This is a genomic window from Desulfoconvexum algidum (genome assembly GCF_055382125.1).
On record NZ_AP042394.1, the window covers coordinates 684,064 to 702,753 of the forward strand.

At 45.7% G+C, this 18,690-nt stretch carries 21 protein-coding genes; 12 read left to right on the top strand and 9 right to left on the bottom strand.

The genetic code is table 11. The features are described from left to right. Positions 1-11: 11 nt before the first annotated feature. The 8 genes from ACZ45G_RS03030 to ACZ45G_RS03065 all read left to right on the top strand — a co-directional run bounded on the left by ACZ45G_RS03030 (position 12) and on the right by ACZ45G_RS03065 (position 8,481). On the top strand, positions 12-995 hold the full coding sequence (locus ACZ45G_RS03030; RefSeq protein WP_464175185.1) for a phosphotriesterase family protein: 984 nt from the start codon (positions 12-14) through the stop codon (positions 993-995). A gap of 6 nt (positions 996-1,001) precedes the next feature. Continuing rightward, positions 1,002-1,697, top strand: a complete 696-nt coding sequence (locus tag ACZ45G_RS03035) for a TetR/AcrR family transcriptional regulator (protein WP_464175186.1) — start codon at positions 1,002-1,004, stop codon at positions 1,695-1,697. 178 nt (positions 1,698-1,875) lie between these two features. Next, a complete protein-coding gene (locus ACZ45G_RS03040) occupies positions 1,876-2,925 on the top strand; it encodes a branched-chain amino acid ABC transporter permease (RefSeq protein WP_464175187.1) in 1,050 nt (349 codons plus the stop codon). 39 nt (positions 2,926-2,964) lie between these two features. Then, complete coding sequence (locus ACZ45G_RS03045; RefSeq protein ID WP_464175188.1) at positions 2,965-3,840, top strand: branched-chain amino acid ABC transporter permease; 876 nt, start codon at positions 2,965-2,967, stop codon at positions 3,838-3,840. A gap of 37 nt (positions 3,841-3,877) precedes the next feature. Further along, a complete protein-coding gene (locus ACZ45G_RS03050) occupies positions 3,878-5,071 on the top strand; it encodes an ABC transporter substrate-binding protein (RefSeq protein WP_464175189.1) in 1,194 nt (397 codons plus the stop codon). Position 5,072: 1 nt separating this feature from the next. Beyond that, on the top strand, positions 5,073-5,855 hold the full coding sequence (locus tag ACZ45G_RS03055; protein WP_464175190.1) for an ABC transporter ATP-binding protein: 783 nt from the start codon (positions 5,073-5,075) through the stop codon (positions 5,853-5,855). Between the two features lie 2 nt (positions 5,856-5,857). After that, complete coding sequence (locus tag ACZ45G_RS03060) at positions 5,858-6,634, top strand: ABC transporter ATP-binding protein (RefSeq protein ID WP_464175191.1); 777 nt, start codon at positions 5,858-5,860, stop codon at positions 6,632-6,634. Next, a complete protein-coding gene (locus tag ACZ45G_RS03065; protein ID WP_464175192.1) occupies positions 6,607-8,481 on the top strand; it encodes an AMP-dependent synthetase/ligase in 1,875 nt (624 codons plus the stop codon). Before ACZ45G_RS03060 ends, ACZ45G_RS03065 begins: the two co-directional genes overlap by 28 nt. Here the strand turns inward: ACZ45G_RS03065 and ACZ45G_RS03070 are convergent. From ACZ45G_RS03070 to ACZ45G_RS03085, 4 genes are all read right to left on the bottom strand, one after another. Next, complete coding sequence (locus ACZ45G_RS03070) at positions 8,478-9,044, bottom strand: class I SAM-dependent methyltransferase (protein WP_464175193.1); 567 nt, start codon at positions 9,042-9,044, stop codon at positions 8,478-8,480. The two genes, ACZ45G_RS03065 and ACZ45G_RS03070, sit on opposite strands and share 4 nt — an antisense overlap. 23 nt (positions 9,045-9,067) lie before the next feature. Continuing rightward, positions 9,068-9,358 (bottom strand): mercury methylation ferredoxin HgcB, encoded by a 291-nt coding sequence (gene hgcB / locus ACZ45G_RS03075; protein WP_464175194.1) that lies wholly within the window; start codon positions 9,356-9,358, stop codon positions 9,068-9,070. A gap of 18 nt (positions 9,359-9,376) precedes the next feature. Beyond that, positions 9,377-10,552: a mercury methylation corrinoid protein HgcA gene (gene hgcA, locus ACZ45G_RS03080; protein ID WP_464175195.1), complete on the bottom strand. Its 1,176-nt coding sequence runs from the start codon at positions 10,550-10,552 to the stop codon at positions 9,377-9,379. Positions 10,553-10,826: 274 nt separating this feature from the next. Beyond that, positions 10,827-11,042, bottom strand: coding sequence for a heavy-metal-associated domain-containing protein (locus ACZ45G_RS03085; RefSeq protein ID WP_464175196.1), 216 nt, complete (start codon positions 11,040-11,042; stop codon positions 10,827-10,829). Between the two features lie 145 nt (positions 11,043-11,187). Between ACZ45G_RS03085 and ACZ45G_RS03090 the strand changes: the two genes are divergently transcribed. Continuing rightward, the gene (locus ACZ45G_RS03090) at positions 11,188-11,700 is read left to right on the top strand and encodes a hypothetical protein (RefSeq protein ID WP_464175197.1); all 513 of its coding nucleotides are present in this window, start codon (positions 11,188-11,190) and stop codon (positions 11,698-11,700) included. Positions 11,701-11,909: 209 nt separating this feature from the next. On the opposite strand, the gene ACZ45G_RS03095 is transcribed toward ACZ45G_RS03090, so the two are convergent. Beyond that, on the bottom strand, positions 11,910-12,380 hold the full coding sequence (locus ACZ45G_RS03095) for a hypothetical protein (RefSeq protein WP_464175198.1): 471 nt from the start codon (positions 12,378-12,380) through the stop codon (positions 11,910-11,912). Positions 12,381-12,735: 355 nt separating this feature from the next. On the opposite strand from ACZ45G_RS03095, the gene ACZ45G_RS03100 reads away from it, so the two are divergent. Next, on the top strand, positions 12,736-13,782 hold the full coding sequence (locus ACZ45G_RS03100; protein WP_464175200.1) for an endonuclease/exonuclease/phosphatase family protein: 1,047 nt from the start codon (positions 12,736-12,738) through the stop codon (positions 13,780-13,782). An 875-nt stretch (positions 13,783-14,657) separates the two neighbouring features. Beyond that, entirely contained in the window at positions 14,658-14,963 is a 306-nt protein-coding gene (locus ACZ45G_RS03105) for a YhbY family RNA-binding protein (protein ID WP_464175201.1), read from the top strand. Between the two features lie 22 nt (positions 14,964-14,985). Here ACZ45G_RS03105 and ACZ45G_RS03110 read toward each other — a convergent pair whose 3' ends face one another. Further along, on the bottom strand, positions 14,986-15,939 hold the full coding sequence (locus tag ACZ45G_RS03110; RefSeq protein ID WP_464175203.1) for a YheT family hydrolase: 954 nt from the start codon (positions 15,937-15,939) through the stop codon (positions 14,986-14,988). Between the two features lie 125 nt (positions 15,940-16,064). Here ACZ45G_RS03110 and ACZ45G_RS03115 point away from each other — a divergent pair, with 125 nt between their 5' ends. Next, the gene (locus ACZ45G_RS03115) at positions 16,065-17,135 is read left to right on the top strand and encodes a DUF933 domain-containing protein (protein ID WP_464175204.1); all 1,071 of its coding nucleotides are present in this window, start codon (positions 16,065-16,067) and stop codon (positions 17,133-17,135) included. Between the two features lie 82 nt (positions 17,136-17,217). Here ACZ45G_RS03115 and ACZ45G_RS03120 read toward each other — a convergent pair whose 3' ends face one another. The 3 genes from ACZ45G_RS03120 to pyrR are packed head-to-tail and all read right to left on the bottom strand — an operon-like array spanning position 17,218 to position 18,655. Then, the gene (locus ACZ45G_RS03120; RefSeq protein WP_464175205.1) at positions 17,218-17,613 is read right to left on the bottom strand and encodes a hypothetical protein; all 396 of its coding nucleotides are present in this window, start codon (positions 17,611-17,613) and stop codon (positions 17,218-17,220) included. Between the two features lie 2 nt (positions 17,614-17,615). Continuing rightward, positions 17,616-18,119, bottom strand: a complete 504-nt coding sequence (locus ACZ45G_RS03125) for a MogA/MoaB family molybdenum cofactor biosynthesis protein (protein WP_464175207.1) — start codon at positions 18,117-18,119, stop codon at positions 17,616-17,618. Further along, positions 18,116-18,655: a bifunctional pyr operon transcriptional regulator/uracil phosphoribosyltransferase PyrR gene (pyrR, locus tag ACZ45G_RS03130; protein ID WP_464175208.1), complete on the bottom strand. Its 540-nt coding sequence runs from the start codon at positions 18,653-18,655 to the stop codon at positions 18,116-18,118. Before pyrR ends, ACZ45G_RS03125 begins: the two co-directional genes overlap by 4 nt. Between the last annotated feature and the right edge of the window lie 35 nt (positions 18,656-18,690).

Sequence of the window (18,690 nt, forward strand, 5' to 3'; positions counted from 1 at the left end):
AGGAGGCGTCTATGAGTACGGTAAACACAGTTTCAGGAACAATTTCACCCGATGATTTGGGCATCACATTGATGCATGAGCACATTCTTTACGGATATCCCGGTTGGGAAGGGGACCAGTCCATAGCTCCTTTGAACCGGGAATTGATCGTGAACAACTCGGTTGAAACGCTTACCCAGCTGAAGGACGAATTCGGGCTTAACTCCTATGTCGATGCGACGGCCCTGGACGGCGGCCGCATGCCGGAAATCTACAGGGAGGTTTCCGAAAAATCCGGCGTTCATATCATCTGTTCGACCGGATACTACTTTGAAGGTGAAGGGGCACCCGCCTATTGGAAGTTTCGCAGCAGCCTGGGAGATGTCCGTGACGAATTGTATGAACTGTATATGAAGGAAGTTACGGTCGGTATCCGGGACACCGGGATCAAGGCGGGAGTGATAAAGGTCGGCTCAAGCCAAGGCTGCATTACCGACTATGAAAAATTGATGTTTGAAACCGCAGCCCGTGTACAGAAAAAAACCGGTGTGCCCATCATCACACATACCCAGGAAGGCACCATGGGGCCGGAACAGGCAAAATTTTTGATTTCTGAGGGTGCAGACCCCAAGCGGATCCAAATTGGCCACATGAGTGACAACCTTGATATGGATTACCAGGAGGCGGTGTTTAAACAGGGTGTCTATGTTGCCTGGGACAGAATGGGCCTTCAGGGTCTGGTGGGATGCCCCATGGATGAAGAGCGGTATCCTGTTATGATCGAATTGATCAAAAAAGGCTACGCAGACCGGTTAATGATTTCCCATGATTTTATTCTCAACTGGCTGGGGCGGCCGCTGAATCTGCCGGAAGAAGCGCTGCCCCTGGTGGCCAATTGGTACCCGACACACCTTTTCAAAAACATCATACCCGCACTTAAAAAAGGCGGTGTCACGGATGACCAGATTGATAGGATTACCCGGGAAAACCCGCGCCGTTTATTTGCCGGGGAATAGTATCAAATGAAATACGCTGAATTTATCGATAGTGTTTCTGATTCAAGGCTTGATGTATGCCGGGCTGTATTTGTTGCCAACAGGGAAAAAATAAAGGTTAAAAAGGAAAAGACCATACTCAAGAATCTGGAAAAAATATTTGACGCCACCTTGAAAATTGGCATTGAAAAAGGGTTTCAGGCAATGACCATGCGTGATTTGAGCAGTGAAGCCGGTTTGAGTATGGGGGCGCTCTATTCATACTTTTCAAGCAAAGAGGAGATTCTCAGGGCATCTTTAAGTGAAGGGCGGAAGATTGTCTGGCAGATTCTGGATGAATTCATCGAACGAGAAAAAGAGCCAGTTGCCAAATTTGAAATAGCCCTGGAGGTTCATCTGTTTTTAACCGAAAAAATGCACAAGTGGTTTTATTTTTCATATATGGAGGCCAAAAATTTAAACCCTGAAGAAAGAAAAAAAGCGGTTCAAAATGAGCTGTACACGGAGGAATTGATTGAAGGCATATTAATCGACGGGCAAAAACGAGGCGTTTTCAGGGAAACAAACCACAAACTTGCCGCAAGTGTTATAAAAGCCATGCTCCAGGACTGGTATTTGAAACGGGGTAAATATTCAAAAAGAAATATAACGGTGGATGAATATGCCCAATTTATAATTGGGTTTATTCACCCCTTTTATCTCAGGCCTAAGGGTATCGTATAAAACAAAATAAGCATTCGTTTTGTTCGCTTGACATTGCTATTTTGTAGCTATAAAGTGCATTATTAAACATGAATTTATGGGGATATCGCTTTCAATGATATAAAATTTTTATCGCTTTGGGAAAAAATAAGTACGGCAACGATTGCACATCTGTTAAAATCTGAAAAAGGGGTTGCTTATGGATATGAAGCGCGATTATTATGAGGATGTTCGCCTGATTTCATCGCCGGTTGTGGCTTTTTGGTTTGCAGCGCTTCTGGTGTTTCTTTACCTGTTTCCCTTTTTTGTAGGCAATTATTATATCTATGTCGCCAATTATATTGCCATCAATATTATTGTGGTCACCGGCCTGAACCTTCTGGTGGGGTATACGGGTCAGATATCTCTGGGTCATGCCGGATTTTTTGCCATCGGGGCCTATGGCACCGTGATCCTCATGGTCAAGGCCAGCTTCCCGTTTTTACTGGCCCTGCCCTGCGCAGCCCTTGTTGCGGCCGGGTTTGGTTTTCTTTTAGGACTGCCTGCCCTGCGCCTTGAAGGCCCCTATCTTTCCATTGCCACCCTGGGATTCGGCCTGACCATCACCCAGATCATCGGGCGCATTGAACTGTTCGGCGGCCGTGAAGGGCTCCATGCGCCGGATATCGTCATTGGGCCCTGGATCATTGATACGGATAAAGAATTCTATTTTTTGTTGATCACCCTGACCATTCTCCTGCTGCTTTTTATGCGAAATCTGATTAAAACCCGTGTGGGCAGGGCCTTTATCGCCATACGAGATGCAGATATCGCTGCCCAGACCATGGGAGTCAATATCGTCTACTATAAAACCCTTGCCTTTGCCGTGTCTGCCTTTTATGCCGGTATTGGCGGCGGTCTCTATGCCTTTGTCTTAAAATTTATTGATCCGGAAATCTTTACCCTCATGATGTCCATCATGTTTTTGGCCATGGTGGTGGTGGGGGGCCTTGGATCGATGATGGGCTCCATCGCCGGTGCCGCACTTTTATGCTGGCTGGATCTGAAATTACGAAATATCCTGGATATCCCCTATGTCGGTGACTGGCTGGAGAGTCTTTCTAAATCATGGTTCTCCATTACCGGGGTATCCAATATTCAGTTTATTGTGTTTGGGTCCATCATGGTGCTTATCATGCTGTTTGAGCCCTTGGGAATCTATGGGATATGGTTGAGAACTAAGCGGTATTGGCGGACCTGGCCCTTCTAAGCAGCGGGTTCTTTTGTTTTGTTATAGTAAGGAGGCTAAATGGTTGATTTTATTCAGATGATTGTCAGCGGCATTGCCGTGGGAAGTTCCTATGCCCTCATGGGGCTTGCCATGGTCATTATTTACAAAACATCTGAGGTCCCCAATTTTGCCCAGGGCGAAATGGCCCTGGTCTCTTCCTTTTTTGCCATGATGCTGCTCACCACTTTTAGTATGCCGCTTTATCTTGCTTTTTTTCTTGCCCTTGTTTTTGCTATTTTGCTGGGGTGTTTTTTGGAATTTGCAGTCCTGAGACGGGCAAAGGATCCCAGTATCCTGGGAATGATCGTCATTACCATCGGTATTGAAATGATTATCGTAGGGCTTGTTTCCTGGAAATTTGGTGCAGAGCAAAAAACAATGCCCTTTCCAATAGGTCCCTATGATTCCTTTATGTTCTGGGGTATTTTTATCAGCAAATTAGAGGTGTTAACCCTAGTGGCGGCAATGTTTTTAATGGGAGTTCTTTTTTCTTTTTTCAAGTATTCAAAATTGGGACTTGCCATGAAAGCCACCCAGCAGAACCCAACAGCCGCAAAGATTGTGGGGATTCGGACCAACCAAATTTTGATGATGACCTGGGGAATATCTTCAATGGTGGGGGCGGTTGCCGGGTTATTGTTGTCCCCTGTCATCATGCAGCCATATATGATGTGGGATCCAATGCTCAAAGGGTTTGCAGCCGCTGTCATGGGAGGCATGACCTCTTTGCCCGGGGCTGTTGTCGCCGCCTATATGCTGGGCATCATTGAAAATTTGTTTGGCGGGTATATTTCCCTTGAATTCAAGTCTGTGGTTGCCTTTGTCATTATTGTGATTGTGCTTTGCTTCAAACCCAGCGGGCTTTTTGCAAGACATTATGTGAAAAAAGTATAAGGTTTTATTTAATCCATATTAATGTTGTAAGGAGGAAATGATGAAAAAAGTATTGATGATGTTGTTTGTTTCCCTGGCTTTTTTTATAGGTTTTATTCCCGGCTTAATGGCCCAGGAAGGTGTCACGGATACAGAAATTCATATCGGGCAGTGGGGTCCCCAGAGCGGGCCGGCAGCCCCATGGGGGTCTGTGGCAAGGGGAAGCGGCGACTATTTTAAATGGATCAATGAAAATGGCGGCATCCATGGTCGGAAAATTGTCTATCATATGTTTGATGATGGCTACAATCCTGCCAAAACAAAGGCCGGGGTAAAAGAACTCCAGGAAGGCACGGGCATATTTGCCTGGGTCGGTGGGGTGGGCACGTCTCCGGGGCTTGCTGTAAAAGATTATCTTATGGATAAAAAAATTCCCTGGATAGGACCTTCCACTGGGTCCCTTACCTGGGTTTCTCCCCCCCAAAGATATCTGTTTGGTGTATATCCCCTTTATATGAGCGAGGCAAAAACCCTTGTGAAATATGCAGTTGAAAAAATGGAGAAAAAACGGATTGCTGTGATTTATCTCAATGACGAGTATGGTAAAAACGGGCTCAGGGGCGCCATGGAAGAACTTGCCGCCCACAATATGGAAGTGGTTGCCAAGGTTCCCGTGGAAAAATCTGATACCGATATGAAACCCCACGTGATGAAGTTAAGAAAATCAAAGGCAGACATGGTCCTTTTGGTGGTAACTCCGGGGGCTGCCGTGCGCGTTGTGGGAACTGCCAAGGCCATGCAGTTTAAGCCCCAGTTCATGAGTACCAGCACATTGTCTGACTTTCCCTTGATGACCCATATTTCAAAGGGGCTGTGGGAGGGCGTTATCTGTGCCACCTTTGGTGAACTGACCGATGGGGATGATCCCGGGATCGTCAAATACAAACGGGAGGTGTTTGAAAAATATGCATCCAAGGAAGAACGGTTCAGCCTTTTTTATACCGCCGGTATTGTGTTTGCAGAACCCATGATCGAGGGCTTGAAAAAAGCTGGCCGTGATCTGACAACGGAAAAATTTATTGCTGCAATGGAGAGCATAAAAGAGTTTAAAGGCATTGGAGCCAAGGTGAGTTACAAACCCTTTGATGCCAATGATATTTATTCCCGCCAGGGTGCAAGGGATACCTTCCTGGTACAATGCCTGGCCGGGGGAAAAGCCAAGAAGCTCACCGACTGGATGAAGATGGATTAGTATGGAACCCATTTCTTTCTTTGATATTAATCATCTGTTCATTTCCTTTGGCGGTATTAAGGCCCTTCAGGACATCAGTTTTACAATGGAAAAGGGTGAGATTTTTTCTGTGATCGGTCCCAATGGTGCGGGAAAGACCACCCTTTTTAATTGTATTTCAGGTCTGTATAAACCTGATCAGGGCAATATTGTTTTTAAGGGCCAAAAGATACACAAGAAAAAACCAGATGTCATTGCAAGGCTGGGCATTGCCCGGACCTTTCAGAATATTGAACTTTTTTCCCACATGAATACCATGGAAAATATCATGTCAGGCCGGCATCTTCACATGAAAACCGGTCTTTTCCGGGGGATGTTCATGTGGGGGCGAAACTCCTTTGCCGCCCAGGAAGAGATCCGACACAGGGAGCGGGTGGAAAAAATAATTGATTTTCTGGAACTTCAGAATGTCAGGGACAAGCTTGTGGGTGCACTTCCCTATGGAACCCAGAAACTTATTGAACTTGGAAGGGCCTTGGCGCTTGAGCCGGAAATCCTTTTGCTGGATGAACCCTGTGCCGGGATGAATTCAGAGGAAAAACAGGACATGATATTCTGGATAAAGGATATCCAGGATGATCTTGGCATCACCATTTTACTCATCGAACATGATATGAAAATGGTCATGGATATTTCCGACAGGGTGATGGCCATAAATTTTGGTAAACCTGTTACCATTGGGCTCCCCGAAGAAGTGCAGCAGAACCCTGAGGTGCTCAAAGCATATATTGGCGAGGAGGATTAAGCATGACAGATCTTCTGGAGGTTAAAAATATTGAGACCTATTATGATCTGGTGTATGCCATAAGGGGGGTCTCCTTTGCCGTAAAAGAGGGCAGTATCACCGCCATCCTGGGTAATAATGGTGCCGGGAAATCAACCATTTTAAAAAGCGTTATGGGGCTCATAGATGACCAGCCGGACAAGGGAACCATTGCCTTTGACGGCAAGCCCATTCAGCATAAAGATACGGAAGAAATTGTGCGCATGGGAATCGCCTATGTCCCGGAAGGGCGGGAGGTGTTTGAGGAACTCACGGTTTATGACCACCTGTTGTTGGGGGCATATACCCGAAATGACAAGGCTGCCATAAAAAAAGATATTGAACAGGTGTTTGAATCTTTTCCCGTTTTAAAAGAGCGGAGCAATCAGTGGGCCGGCACCCTTTCCGGCGGCGAACAGCAGATGCTGGCCATTGGCAGGGCACTGATGTTAAGACCCAAGCTGCTTATTTTAGATGAGCCCTCCCTGGGGCTCTCCCCCCTTCTGGTCAAGGAGATTTTTTTCATTATCAAGAAGATCAATCAAGAGGGAGTGACCATCCTTTTGGTGGAGCAAAATGCCAAAATGGCCCTTTCTATTTCCACAACCGGCCTGATCCTTGAGAATGGCCGGTTTGTGATGAAGGGTGCTTCCAAGGACCTGCTGGAAGACAAGGATGTCAAGGAGTTTTACCTGGGGGTTAAATCTGAAACCTCAGCCAAGGGCTTTCAACGATGGAAGAGGAAAAAGGCATGGAGATGAACCCAAATAAGGTGCAAGCAAAACTGGTCCAAGCAGAACCGGCTCAATCAGAACCGGCACAAACGGTTCCCCAGGTTTTTAATGAAACCGTTACCAAAAACAAAGATCGCATTGCATTGCGGACAAAGGATCTGGGGCTTTGGCAGAATATCACCTGGGAAGAATATCACAAAAAAGCCTGTTGGCTGGGATCAGCCCTTGTCTCCATGGGATTTAAAAAAGGGGATGCCGCCTGTATCATCGGAGACAATGCCGTGGAGTGGGTGGTGGCGGATATGGGCATCCAATGTGTGGGGGGAATCAGTGTAGGGGTTTATTCAACCAATGCCTGGAGCCAGGTGGAATATGTGGTGACCCACTCGGATGCGCAGTTTTTGTTTGTGGAAAATGAAGAACAGCTGGACAAGTGGCTCATGTTCAGGGACGAGACCCCGCTGTTAAAAAAGGTGATTGTCTGGGATACAAGGGGGCTTAACCATTTTAAGGATCCATTGGTCATGACCTTTGAGGAACTTCTGGAAATAGGGGCCGCTGTCCATAGAAAAGATCCTGATCTGTTTTCCCGTCACCAGGCCAGGGTCACTCCCGAAGATACGGCAGTGCTGATCTATACTTCTGGCACAACAGGTCCTCCCAAAGGCGCTGTGCTCACCCATGGGAACGTGACCTGGACAGCCCAAGCCGTTGCCCGGACCAATCCGGTTTTTGACACGGACCAGGTGCTTTCGTTTTTGCCCCTGTGTCACATATTTGAGCGGCTTTTTACCGTGTTTATCCATATTCGCTACGCCTATACCGTTAATTTTGTGGAAAAACCCGATACAGTCATGCAAAATATGATGGAGGTGTCTCCCACGGTGGGGTATGCCGTGCCAAGAATTTGGGAAAAATATTATTCCAATGTCATGATCAAGATGGCCGATGCCACCTGGTTTAAGCGGCTGGTCTTTGGACTATCCCTGAAAGTCGGGGAAAAACAGGCCGATCTGGTCATGAATTTCAAACCGGTCTCCCCGGTTCAAGCCGGTCTTTTTTTCCTGGCCAGGGTTGCGGTTTTCAACAAGCTCAAAGAACGGCTGGGGTTTGAAAGAATCCGGGTGGCCTATTCCGGGGCAGCTCCCATTTCCCAGGAGGTGCTGCGGTTTTTCCAGTCCATCGGCATGAATCTCATCGAAGGATACGGCCAGACAGAGGGCACCGGGGTCACCACCCTTTCTCCGGAAGGCCAGGTCAAATTTGGCTGTGTGGGACAGGCCATTAAGGGGACAGACATCAAAATTGCCGGCGACGGAGAAATTCTGGTGAGATCCCCGGGGGTTTTTAAGGGGTATTATAAAAATGAGGCATCAACCGTCAAGACCGTCATTGACGGGTGGCTGTGCACTGGGGATGTGGGAAAACTGGACCCAGATGGATTTTTGAGGATCACGGACCGGAAAAAAGATATCATTGTAACTGCCGGGGGCAAGAACATCACCCCCCAGTACATTGAGAACAAACTCAAGGCCAGTATCTATATCAATGATGCCGTGGTCATTGGAGACAAACGAAAATTTATCTCCTGCCTGGTCATGATTGACGAGGACAATGTGGTGAAATATGCCCAGGACAACAAGGTTCAGTTTTCCACCTATGGGGATCTTACCCAGAACGAGGTGATCATCGGCTTGATTGAAAAGGAAATCAAACAGGTCAATGCAACCCTTGCAAGGGTGGAAAATATCCGCAAATTCACCCTCCTGCCCAAGAGGCTTTACGAGGAAGACGGAGAGGTGACCCCCACCATGAAGATCAAACGAAAAGTAGTGAACGAGCGGTTCAAGGATATAATTGAAGCCATGTATTAAACCGAGAGCAGCACACTTCTGCCGCCCTTTCCTCTGGGCATATCAACCTGTTTAAATCCAATCTTTATGGCGAAGGTCAGTATGTTTTTAAATTGTCCCTTTGATACGTGGAATATGGGTTCCACTAGGAGAAACCTGCCGCCGGGGCTTAACAGTTTTTTGACCTGCTCCAGGAATGCAACCTGGTCCGGGGTTTCGTGGACCATGTAAAAGGCAAGAATAAAATCTGCCTTGGTTTCCGGGGCCAGTCCAATCCGGTTTTGTCCACATTGATGGAGGTGTATCCTCTCTGTCAGGTTTTTTGCAGCGGCTTTTTTCCCCACCTTGTCCAGCATTTCTTTTTGTAGATCAACTGCTATTACCTTTCCCGTTTCGCCGGTAAGCTCTGCCATATCAATGGTAAAATAACCCGGGCCACACCCTATGTCTATGATGGTGTCACCTTTTTGGATATATTCTCCAATAATTCGCTTTGGGTTCTGGATGAGCCTGCGGACAAAATTATCCAGAAAAAAGGAATGGCTGTGGCTGCAGACATCTCCCCTAAAATTTTTGTTGTACATATGGTCTCCTTAAAGCCTAATTGTCAGCAACATCCTCCGTCTCCGCAGGATGCATTTTCTTTGCCTTTTATCCAGACCTGGATAATGTAGCTGGCTCAGCCAACCCCCGGGTTGACCGTAATAGCACCGGAAGGGCAGTTGTTGACACAGGCCCCGCATTCCATGCAGCCGTTAAAATCCACAATCCTGGCTTTGTTCTGGTGCATTTCCAGCACATGGTGGGGACAGACCTCGGTGCACAGGCTGCAGCCGATACACTTGTCTTCATCCAGCATCAGGGTGGATACCGCTTCTAAATGTCTGAATTTTTTCATCTCTTGTATTCCTTTTGCTTAAAACGCTGAATAAAGCCAGAGTCCCGCAGCCAGGACAAGGGTGACCAACTGGATGGGAATATGCCGTTTCATTTCCTTTTCAACCCCTGAAGGGGAGGTGAAGGGGGTGGTGCCGGTAAAATTCATGGCCAGAAATGAACTGATGGACAGGCAGAACAAGAATAGGGCAAGGCCTGCACTGAAAGAGGGTATTGCCGACGAAATTATTCCCAGCATAACAATACCCGTAAGGCTGCCGGTAATGATGCCTTTAAGGGCAAACTCCCTGCCGGGAATATAAGGTAAGAGTGCCGGGGTGATCACCGCTCCTGTCACCATGCCGGTTAAAAGAAACGCCGTGGCAGTAAGTCCCCGGGACCAGGCCTGGGTGAAAGAAAAAAATTCCGGTCCCAGACCTGAAAGTACCAAGAGAATCAGGGCGGTTATCAATGCGGGTTTGAGTACAATTTGCAGTTCCACCGGGGTCAGGACGATCCTTTCCAGAAAGGTAAAGGTAACGGTCCGCATGGCATGATCCGCTTTTCGGTTTTTTTTCAGAAATTTTGGGATATCTTCGGCCCGCACCGGACCATAGACCACCCGGAAACCGGATTCTTTTTTCACTGCCCTTGCAGATACACCGGTGGCACCTAACTGGGGCACAATGACCCGTTTGTGGTCGACAATTTTATCAAGATCGGCCCCTTGAATCTGGTCGACCAGCTCCCGGGTGGCGAAAGTCCCTTTCCCGGCCGCACACCAGACATTAATTCCCCGGGTATCCAGGACCAGTATCCAGGTGTTAAGGGTGGCAAGTTCTTTTCGCAAATGGTCAAAGGTCAGCTTGAAGTTTGCAGTGACCAGCACCTCTGAAGTTTTGTCAGGCTGTCCCACCCCATACAGGCCCGGGGCCACCTTGTATTGATTGCGGTTGATTCCGCACCGGACAATGAGGGTGGATATCCGGTCCTGTATGGAAAGGGCTGTTTTTATCCGGGGCACAGGGCCTGTATCGGTGGTGATAAACCCATCCACATAGGGGCACAGAGTGTATCCGGGTTTTTCATGGACAGATACCGGGTCACAGCAATTATCTTCAACCTTGTCCTTGACCTTATCCATGGAGGGCATGAGCGTCACCCCGGAAGTAGACAAGTGCGGTTTCTCCAGGGGAGAATTTTCATTGCTGCTCATAGATGTTCCTGTTTTATTTAATACTGCTAATATTGCCGATTGATTTTTGGTCAAGTCGATTTTTGATTTGGTTTGGCCCTGTGCACAGCCCAGGGATCAAAGGTTTTAGCAGGAGAAAGAAGGAAAATAAGGCAATCCTCGCACAGGGTTTGCCCACGTAAGTTTCTCTTTTCTCCCCCCGGAATAGTTCCGCCACATTTATCACATTTCATTTTATGACCTCCCTTGTTATAGAATAATTGGTTGTCCCGGCTTTTGCAAGGCGCAGGTCTTGTTAGCTCAGGGCCGCCGGATACCCCGCCTTTGTTACGGCATCAATGGCCTGGTCCACAAGGTTTTTTCCCTGGATGGAAAAGCTTGCTTTTTTTGCCGCAAGATCCACGGATATATCGGATACGCCGCTGATGGCCTCAAGGGTTTTTTGAACCATTCCGGAACAATGTGAGCAACTCATATTGTTTACGGTCAGGATTATTTTTTGATCTGTCATTTTTTGATATCCATATTTTTAGGTTTTTAAGCATCAAAAGACAAATAAGTTTGTTTAAATAATTTGTTTCTCGATTTTGATATGTACACGGATAAATAATAAGGGATATTGAATCTTTGTCAAATATGGCGTAATAATCAAAGCCATGTCCTATTGTGCTATGCATCCCGTACCCTGGCAGGAGAATTCAGAATGGCGGGAAATCAACTTTTTTTTCGATACCATCCAAAGGGTTCATGGGCCAGACCTTGAACCTGTCCGTCTTCTCGCCCGCAGGATAAGGGTTCTGGTTGATTCCCTTTCCGATCCCTTTGAAAAACTATGTGCCGTCACCTGCCCGGATTGCAAGGATGTCTGCTGTGAAAGGGCAACCATCTGGTATGATTTTAAGGATATTCTTTATTTGTACTTTGGGCCGGGCATATTTCCCGACCGCCAGATAAAAAAAATACCAGGGCAGACCAGACCCCATTGCGTTCACCTGACCCAAACCGGTTGCCTCTTACCCCGAACCCTGCGCCCTTTTGTGTGTACCTGGTATTTTTGTCCAGATCAGAAAAGCCATTGCCAGGATACCGCTATCACAGAAGAAATAATTAAAATAAAGACATTGAGATTGGAGATGGAAGACGCTTTTTGTTCCATCACAGCCGGGTAATTTAAAAATCGGGACCCAAATTTTTATCGAGGGGTTCATTTTTAATGATTGTTTAAAAAAGTATGATTTAGTCGTTTCTATTTATTATCTCGGAACCGCCACCTAAAAAGCTGTTAAATGCCTGCCATGAAATCCTTTCATGCACTGGCGGATATTTGTGGCGTTCAAAAATATGCATATCTGCCGCTATCCATTCCCTTTGATCCTGATTACCAAGGTATGGAAGAACTGGCTTTAAGAGTCCGCAATTTTCTGGAGAAGTTTATAAAAAAGCGAGATTTACAGGATAGCCAACTGAATTTTGTAACGCTTGGACACCCAACCCTATAGCCAGAAATCCGCTCCTGGCTCCCATAATTTTTATATATTTTATACACTTGAATACGAAAAAATGGTTTTTGACAATGGATTTGGTTCATATAGTATAATGCCCCGGATAATAAAATATAATTCTCCTCAACCACAAACATGCCCACTTCGATAGCGCCATCTTTTGATTCTATTGCATCTTCGTAAAGCAAAAACTCGTTTATATAGAAATCGATATTTGAAACATGCTGGTTTGTCGTCTTTTTTGAAATGCCAGATGATTTCAGCCACACCTCAAACTCATTCAATAGACCATCATTCGCTTTTCTTATCTTTTGGCAATCTTTTTCATATTTTTCGAAATCATCCATGTTTAAAACTCTTTTTTTTGCCTATTAATTAGCACCTAATAAATAATTGTGGAAACCAGAATATCAATCAATTTTCTATTTTATCCAACTGCTGATTGATGAATTATTTTTTGATAAACTTGTATCAAGAGTAAATATGGTTGTAAAGAGAGATTCAATTATATGGGAAAATTCAAAATCAAACGCCCATTAAACTTGATTGGAGTTATGTTGCGAGTTTCTCTAACCATCTAAAATAATGGTATAATTTTATTTATTGATTGCAAATCAATATTGATAATAAATTCAAAGGATTTCATTGCATAAATTAATTTGAATATTGACTCTGATAAATGAATATCCTATGTTTTTTGACATGAAAAAAATAATCAAGATCATCTTCGGGCTCGTTTTTGTTGCAGTCTTGGGATTTTTCGGGCTTGTCGGGTATGCCACCCTTTCAGACTATCGGCCTGATCCAACCACCCCTGTGTTTGAAAAACAGGATGCCAGGGCCATTTCAGACAAAAAAGATTTTAAGCTTTTAATCTGGAACCTGGGGTATGGCGGCTTAAGCGCGGACATGGATTTTTTCTATGATGGCAGAAAACAGGTGAGACCGGTCAAAAAGATTGTGACGAAAAATCTATCTGTCATTGAAGCCTTTATTGCCAGCCAAAAGGACATTGATTTTTTCTTGTTCCAGGAAGTGGATCAAAAATCAAGGCGAAGTTATGCCATGGATGAATATTCAAAAATCGCCGGAATATTTCCCGGATTCCATTCAAGCTTTGGAAAGAATTATGATGTCTTTTTTGTGCCTATTCCCCCTTTAAATCCCCTGGGCTCTGTTTTGTCCGGCCTTCATACCCTGGCCCGGTTTGAGCCCTCTTTAGTGACCCGGCATTCTTTTCCCGGCAATTATAAATGGCCCATGGGTTTGTTCATGCTGGACCGGTGCTTTCTTGTATCCCGATACACACTTGATACAGGCAAACAGCTATTGGTCATCAATACCCACAACTCTGCCTATGACGATGGAACACTTAGAAGCAACCAGATGGCCTATCTTGAGAGTTTTTTAACCCAGGAATATGAAAAGGGCAATTATGTGATCGTGGGCGGCGACTGGAACCAGTGCCCGCCAGACTTTAATCCTGGGTTCAAACAAAATCTCATGGACAATGAAAATCGCATGGACATTGAAAAAACGTTTCTTCCCCAATGGAACTGGGCCTATGACAGCACAACGCCAACCAATAGAAGGCTTGTCGCCCCCTATGATCAAAAAACAACCCTGACAACGGTGATTGATTTTTTTCTGGTCTCCCCCAATATTGACGTCAAAAAGGTCCAGGGTATTTATCTTGATTTTCAGCATTCAGATCATAACCCAGTGCAATTGGAAATCAGCTTAAAATAAATTTGAGCCCGGATCAAAAACTGGGAAAATTGGCGGTTTTTAATCGAGCACCGACGATAGTATCATTTATACTTTTTTTACCCTGGGGTCTTTTTGCCCCGCCTTTGTGCCAGGCCAGCTTTTTTGTGACCACTTTTTTTTGTCGTTCCTTAGCATCAGCCTATCCATTCTGCTGTGGAGCAAACTTTGTTTATACATCCACTCCCAAAACGACTAATTTTAAACCCAGGACTATTATTATTAATAGGACTCAGTCCTGAAGAGATTTGGGAGCCACTACACCTGGTGTCTTATGTTTTTCCAGAATCGAACTTTCCATCACAAAACGGTGTTGGTAAAGAGTTGGTGTTTTATTTTTCGTATGGATTCGATGGGCGCCACCTTCAGTCTGAATCCTATATCCAGAAGAACAAGGATTGAAACTTATCAGGAGGTTTTCCGTCACCATTTAATCTCCGATTCATGGTTTTTAGAAACTGGGAGACAATGTTAATAAAAGAGATCATAGACCCATTAAATATTTAATTTTTGATTTAAATAAACTGCAATATCCAGTGACGGACAGGTTGCCTTGCAAAGCGGCGGATTATGGATCTGTTTTTACAAATTCTTAATGAAGCGGAACGTTAAGAACAGCAAACTGTTTGAGGACATACTTGCCCGCAGTTTTTGCTGTTTAGTGAAGCGAATTTAGAAGTTGTAAAACAGATCCAGGTCCAGAGCGTGCAAGGTGGCCTGGCCGGAACGGGTTTTCCTTTTTATTTTCCTGTAATAACTTGTGACCGATATTGCTGACCTTCTCCTTTTTACTGTTCACCGTTGCCAACCTGTGATAAAATACAGGATTTAAATTGATATAATCAAAGGAATAGATTTTGACACCATTAAAAGGATCACAAAGAAAGTATTTAAGGGGGCTTGCCCATAAATTGAACCCGGCTGCATTTGTGGGGCAGAAGGGGATTACCTCTTCTTTGACCGATGAAATTAATATGGCCCTTGATGCTGCTGAATTGATTAAGATAAAATTTAGCGATCACAAGGAAAAAGAGTTGAAAACTGCGTTGGTTGACGAAATTGCCTCAATTACACACAGTCATGTGGCCGGGATGGTGGGGCATGTGGTTATTTTGTTCCGCCAGCATTCAGACCCTGCAAAACAAAAAATAAAACTACCCTGATATCCTGTTTTTTATCCTATCATTACAGATGATGGTTTAAAAAAGAGATCGTCTGCTGTTCCGACCAATAAAGATTTTTTTTATTAAAAGAGACAAAGCCCACATGCCCGCCTGATTTTGGCATTTTTAATGTAATGTTGGGGTTGGCGTCGGCTTCTGCCACAGGGAAACACTTCCGGGGTAAAAAGGGATCATCCAGGGCATTGATGATCAGGCAGGGGATTTTTATAGCGGGGATAAACTGGCGGCTGGAGCATTTTTCCCAATAGTCACGGGCATCCTTAAAACCGTGGATGGGGGCTGTGTAGCGATCGTCAAAGTCCTTGAAGGTTTTAATTTTATCATAGCCAACATCATTGAGGGCATGGGGCATAATGGCCATCTTGTCCTTTATTTTTTGGTGGAGCAGGACCAGAAACCGTTTCATGTAAAGCTTGTTGGAAGGTTTTGTCAGCGCCCTGGCACTGGCTTCAAGGTTGCAGGGGACGGAAAAAGCAATGGCTCGTTTGACCAGGGGATCCACCCGGTCCCGTCCCAGGTGAACCAGGGTCAGATTGCCGCCCAGGCTGAATCCCACCAGGGCAATTTCATTATATTTTCCTTTTTCTCGGGCATGGTCAATCACACAGGCCAGGTCATCGGTAGCGCCGTTGTGGTAGGAACGCAAAAGTCTGTTGGGTTCACCGCTGCAGGACCTGTAATTCCAGGCCAGTGCGTCCCAGCCGTCGTCATTTACGGCCTGGGCCATGGCCTTTATATAGGTTCGGGTGGTGTTGCCTTCCAAGCCGTGGGAGATGATGGTAAGCCGGCTGCTGCCGGTCATGGACCAGTCCAGGTCTAAAAAGTCGTTGTCCGGGGTTTTAATACGTTCCCTTGTATAAACGAGGGAGGCGCTTTTCCGGAATAATGCCGGGTAAATGGTCTGGATATGGCCGTTGCCAAATAAAAAAGGGGGGTAATATTGAGAATCCTTCACCAGGGGCTCCTTTTGCAAGCTTTATTTTCATTGTTTAAATTTTCATAAATTTGATATATTAATTTCCTTGTGAAGTAAATTTAAATTAAACATAAGGATAGGTAAAAGAGGATAGGTAAAAAAATATGAAGGTTGGAATTATTGGCCTGCCCCAGACAGGTAAAAAAACCTTGTTTCAGATTTTAACGGGCAAGGAAATTACAGAGCCTGGCAAAGCATTAAAACCTGTTCCGGGTACAGCGGATATCTTGGATTCAAGATTCAACATTCTAAGGGATATGTACGGGCCCAAAAAAGATGTGCGTGCCAGGATTGACCTGGTGCTCCTGCCGAAAATGGAGGCGGAAACCATTGCAAGAGGGGATATTTTCAAGGATATTGCCGATATGGATGCCATCTGCCATGTGGTCCGCGCCTTTGAAGATGATGCCATTTACCATGAAGACGGATCAGTGGATGCCCTACGGGATTTTCAAATGGTCAACTCAGAACTTGTCATGCATGACCAGATCTTTGTGGAAAAAAGGATTGAACGCCTTGAGGCCATGGTGAAAAAGATCAAGGATGAGGACCAGCAAAAAGAATTGACCCTGATGATCCGGCTTAAGGAACATCTGGAGCAAGAATTGCCCCTGCGGCTCTTGGAATTGAGCGAGGATGAGGAGCGGCTGATTCGCTCCTACCCCTTTATCACCCGTAAAAAGCTGGTGGTTGCCGTGAACGTGTCCGAGGATGACCTGGGCGATGAGGCTTTGCTGGCAGGGTTCAAAGAGAGCTGTGATCGATTGACAATAGAGGTGATGCTGGTTTCTGCCAAGGTGGAAGCCGAGATTGCCCTGCTGGATTCAGAAGCGGAAAAGGCTGAGTTTTTAGAGGACTTGGGGATTACAACCACCACCCTTGAAACCCTGACCCGGCTTTGCTTGAAATCCTTGAACCTGATTTCTTTTTTTACCGTGGGAACCGATGAGGTCCGCCAGTGGCTGGTGAGGGAAAATTCCAAGGCCCCGGTGGCAGCAGGGGTCATCCATTCGGATCTTCAACGCGGATTTATCCGGGCAGAGGTCTTTAAATATGATGAACTCATAGCGCTTGGCTCCGAGGCGGAACTCAAGAAAAACGGCAAGGTCTACGTGGAAGGCAAGGAATATATTGTTAAGGACGGGGATATTTTAAACATCCGATTTTCCGTATAAAGGCGATACTCCGAATAACAGCAGAATAAAAAGCAGGATGGGGGTCAGGGCGGCAATGCCGGAGAGCCCCCATCTAAAAGTATTATTTTGCTGCGTTTTTATAGGCCTGGGTCAATCGTTCTTTCAAATAGGCCATCTCGCCTGGGTCATATTCATAGAGATCAAAACAATATCCATCCTCTCCCAGAAGCCCTTCGGGAATAAGGTCACCGGTTTCATCGGGGTCTGTGATCATCTCACCGTAAAAACAGACTGAAAGCCATCTTTCTTTTGGGTCGTCATCAATTACATCCACCATGGCAAACAAAGACCGCTCTGTCTGGTTTGCGTGCCGGGGGCGAAGCGAATAAGTGAGCCCTGGGCGGGCATTAAAATCAAGGGTAATATCCTCCAGGCTGTTTAAATGGTCCAGCAGCTCTGTAAAGGCTTGTTTGGTTCGGGTATCTGTTTCTTTCCAGTCTTCAATAAATTTTTTCATACTTATTCCTTTATGTGTTTTAGCAGGTGTCCAAGTTCAGGAAAGATCAGATTATTGCAGGCCATTTTGCAGGCCTTGATACTGCCGGGCATGCAAAAGACGATGGTTTCTTTTATGATCCCGGCGGTGGCCCTGGATAAAATGGCGGCAGAGTCTATCTCTTCAAAACTTAAATTGGCAAACAAAGGCCCAAAGGCCGTTAATTCTTTTTCAAATAAAGGGCGTACCGCTTCAATGGTAACATCCCTGGGGCTGATCCCGGTGCCGCCGGTCATGATGATGGCATCTGGATTGATTTTATCGGTTACATGGTGGACAAGTTCCTGGATGGCCATAATTTCGTCGGTGACCACCTGGTGGATGATCACTTCGTGCCCTTCTCGTTTGGCCTGTTTTTTTATCCATGCCCCACTCGTGTCTTCGGAAAGTTTTCGGGTGGTGGAAACAGAGATGACGGCAATTTTGATATTGCCCGGGGTATTTTGTTTATGCAATAGGGTACTCATCGTTCAATCTCCTTGTAAACCAGGTCTTCATCATCATGTTCCAGGACATGGACATGGATCATGTCATCTTGTTCCGTGTCCACAAAAATTCCTCTGTAGTCTGCCTGGATGGGCAGTTCCCTGTGGCCTCTGTCAACGAGGATGGCAAGTTCGATGCGGGAGGGGCGGCCAAAATCCATAAGTGCATCCATGGCCGATCGGATGGTACGGCCTGTATACAAAACATCATCCACTAGGATAATTTTTTTATCATCCACACTAAAGGGGATGTTGGAGGGCCTCACCGTTGGCTGATGACTGATTTTGGTCCAGTCATCCCGGTACATATTAATGTCCATGCTGCCCACGGGGACAATGATGTTTTCTATGTCCCTGATTTGATCGGCCAACCGTTTGGCAAGGGAATCCCCCCGGGTCTGAATCCCGACCAAGCCCAGGTTTTGAACCCCCTTGTGGATCTCAATTATTTCATAGGCGATCCTTGTAATGATTCGTTTAAAATCCTGATCATTGAGAATCGTTTTTTTCTTTTTCATAGACTGCCTCTCCCGTACTGGGGTAAAAGATCCGT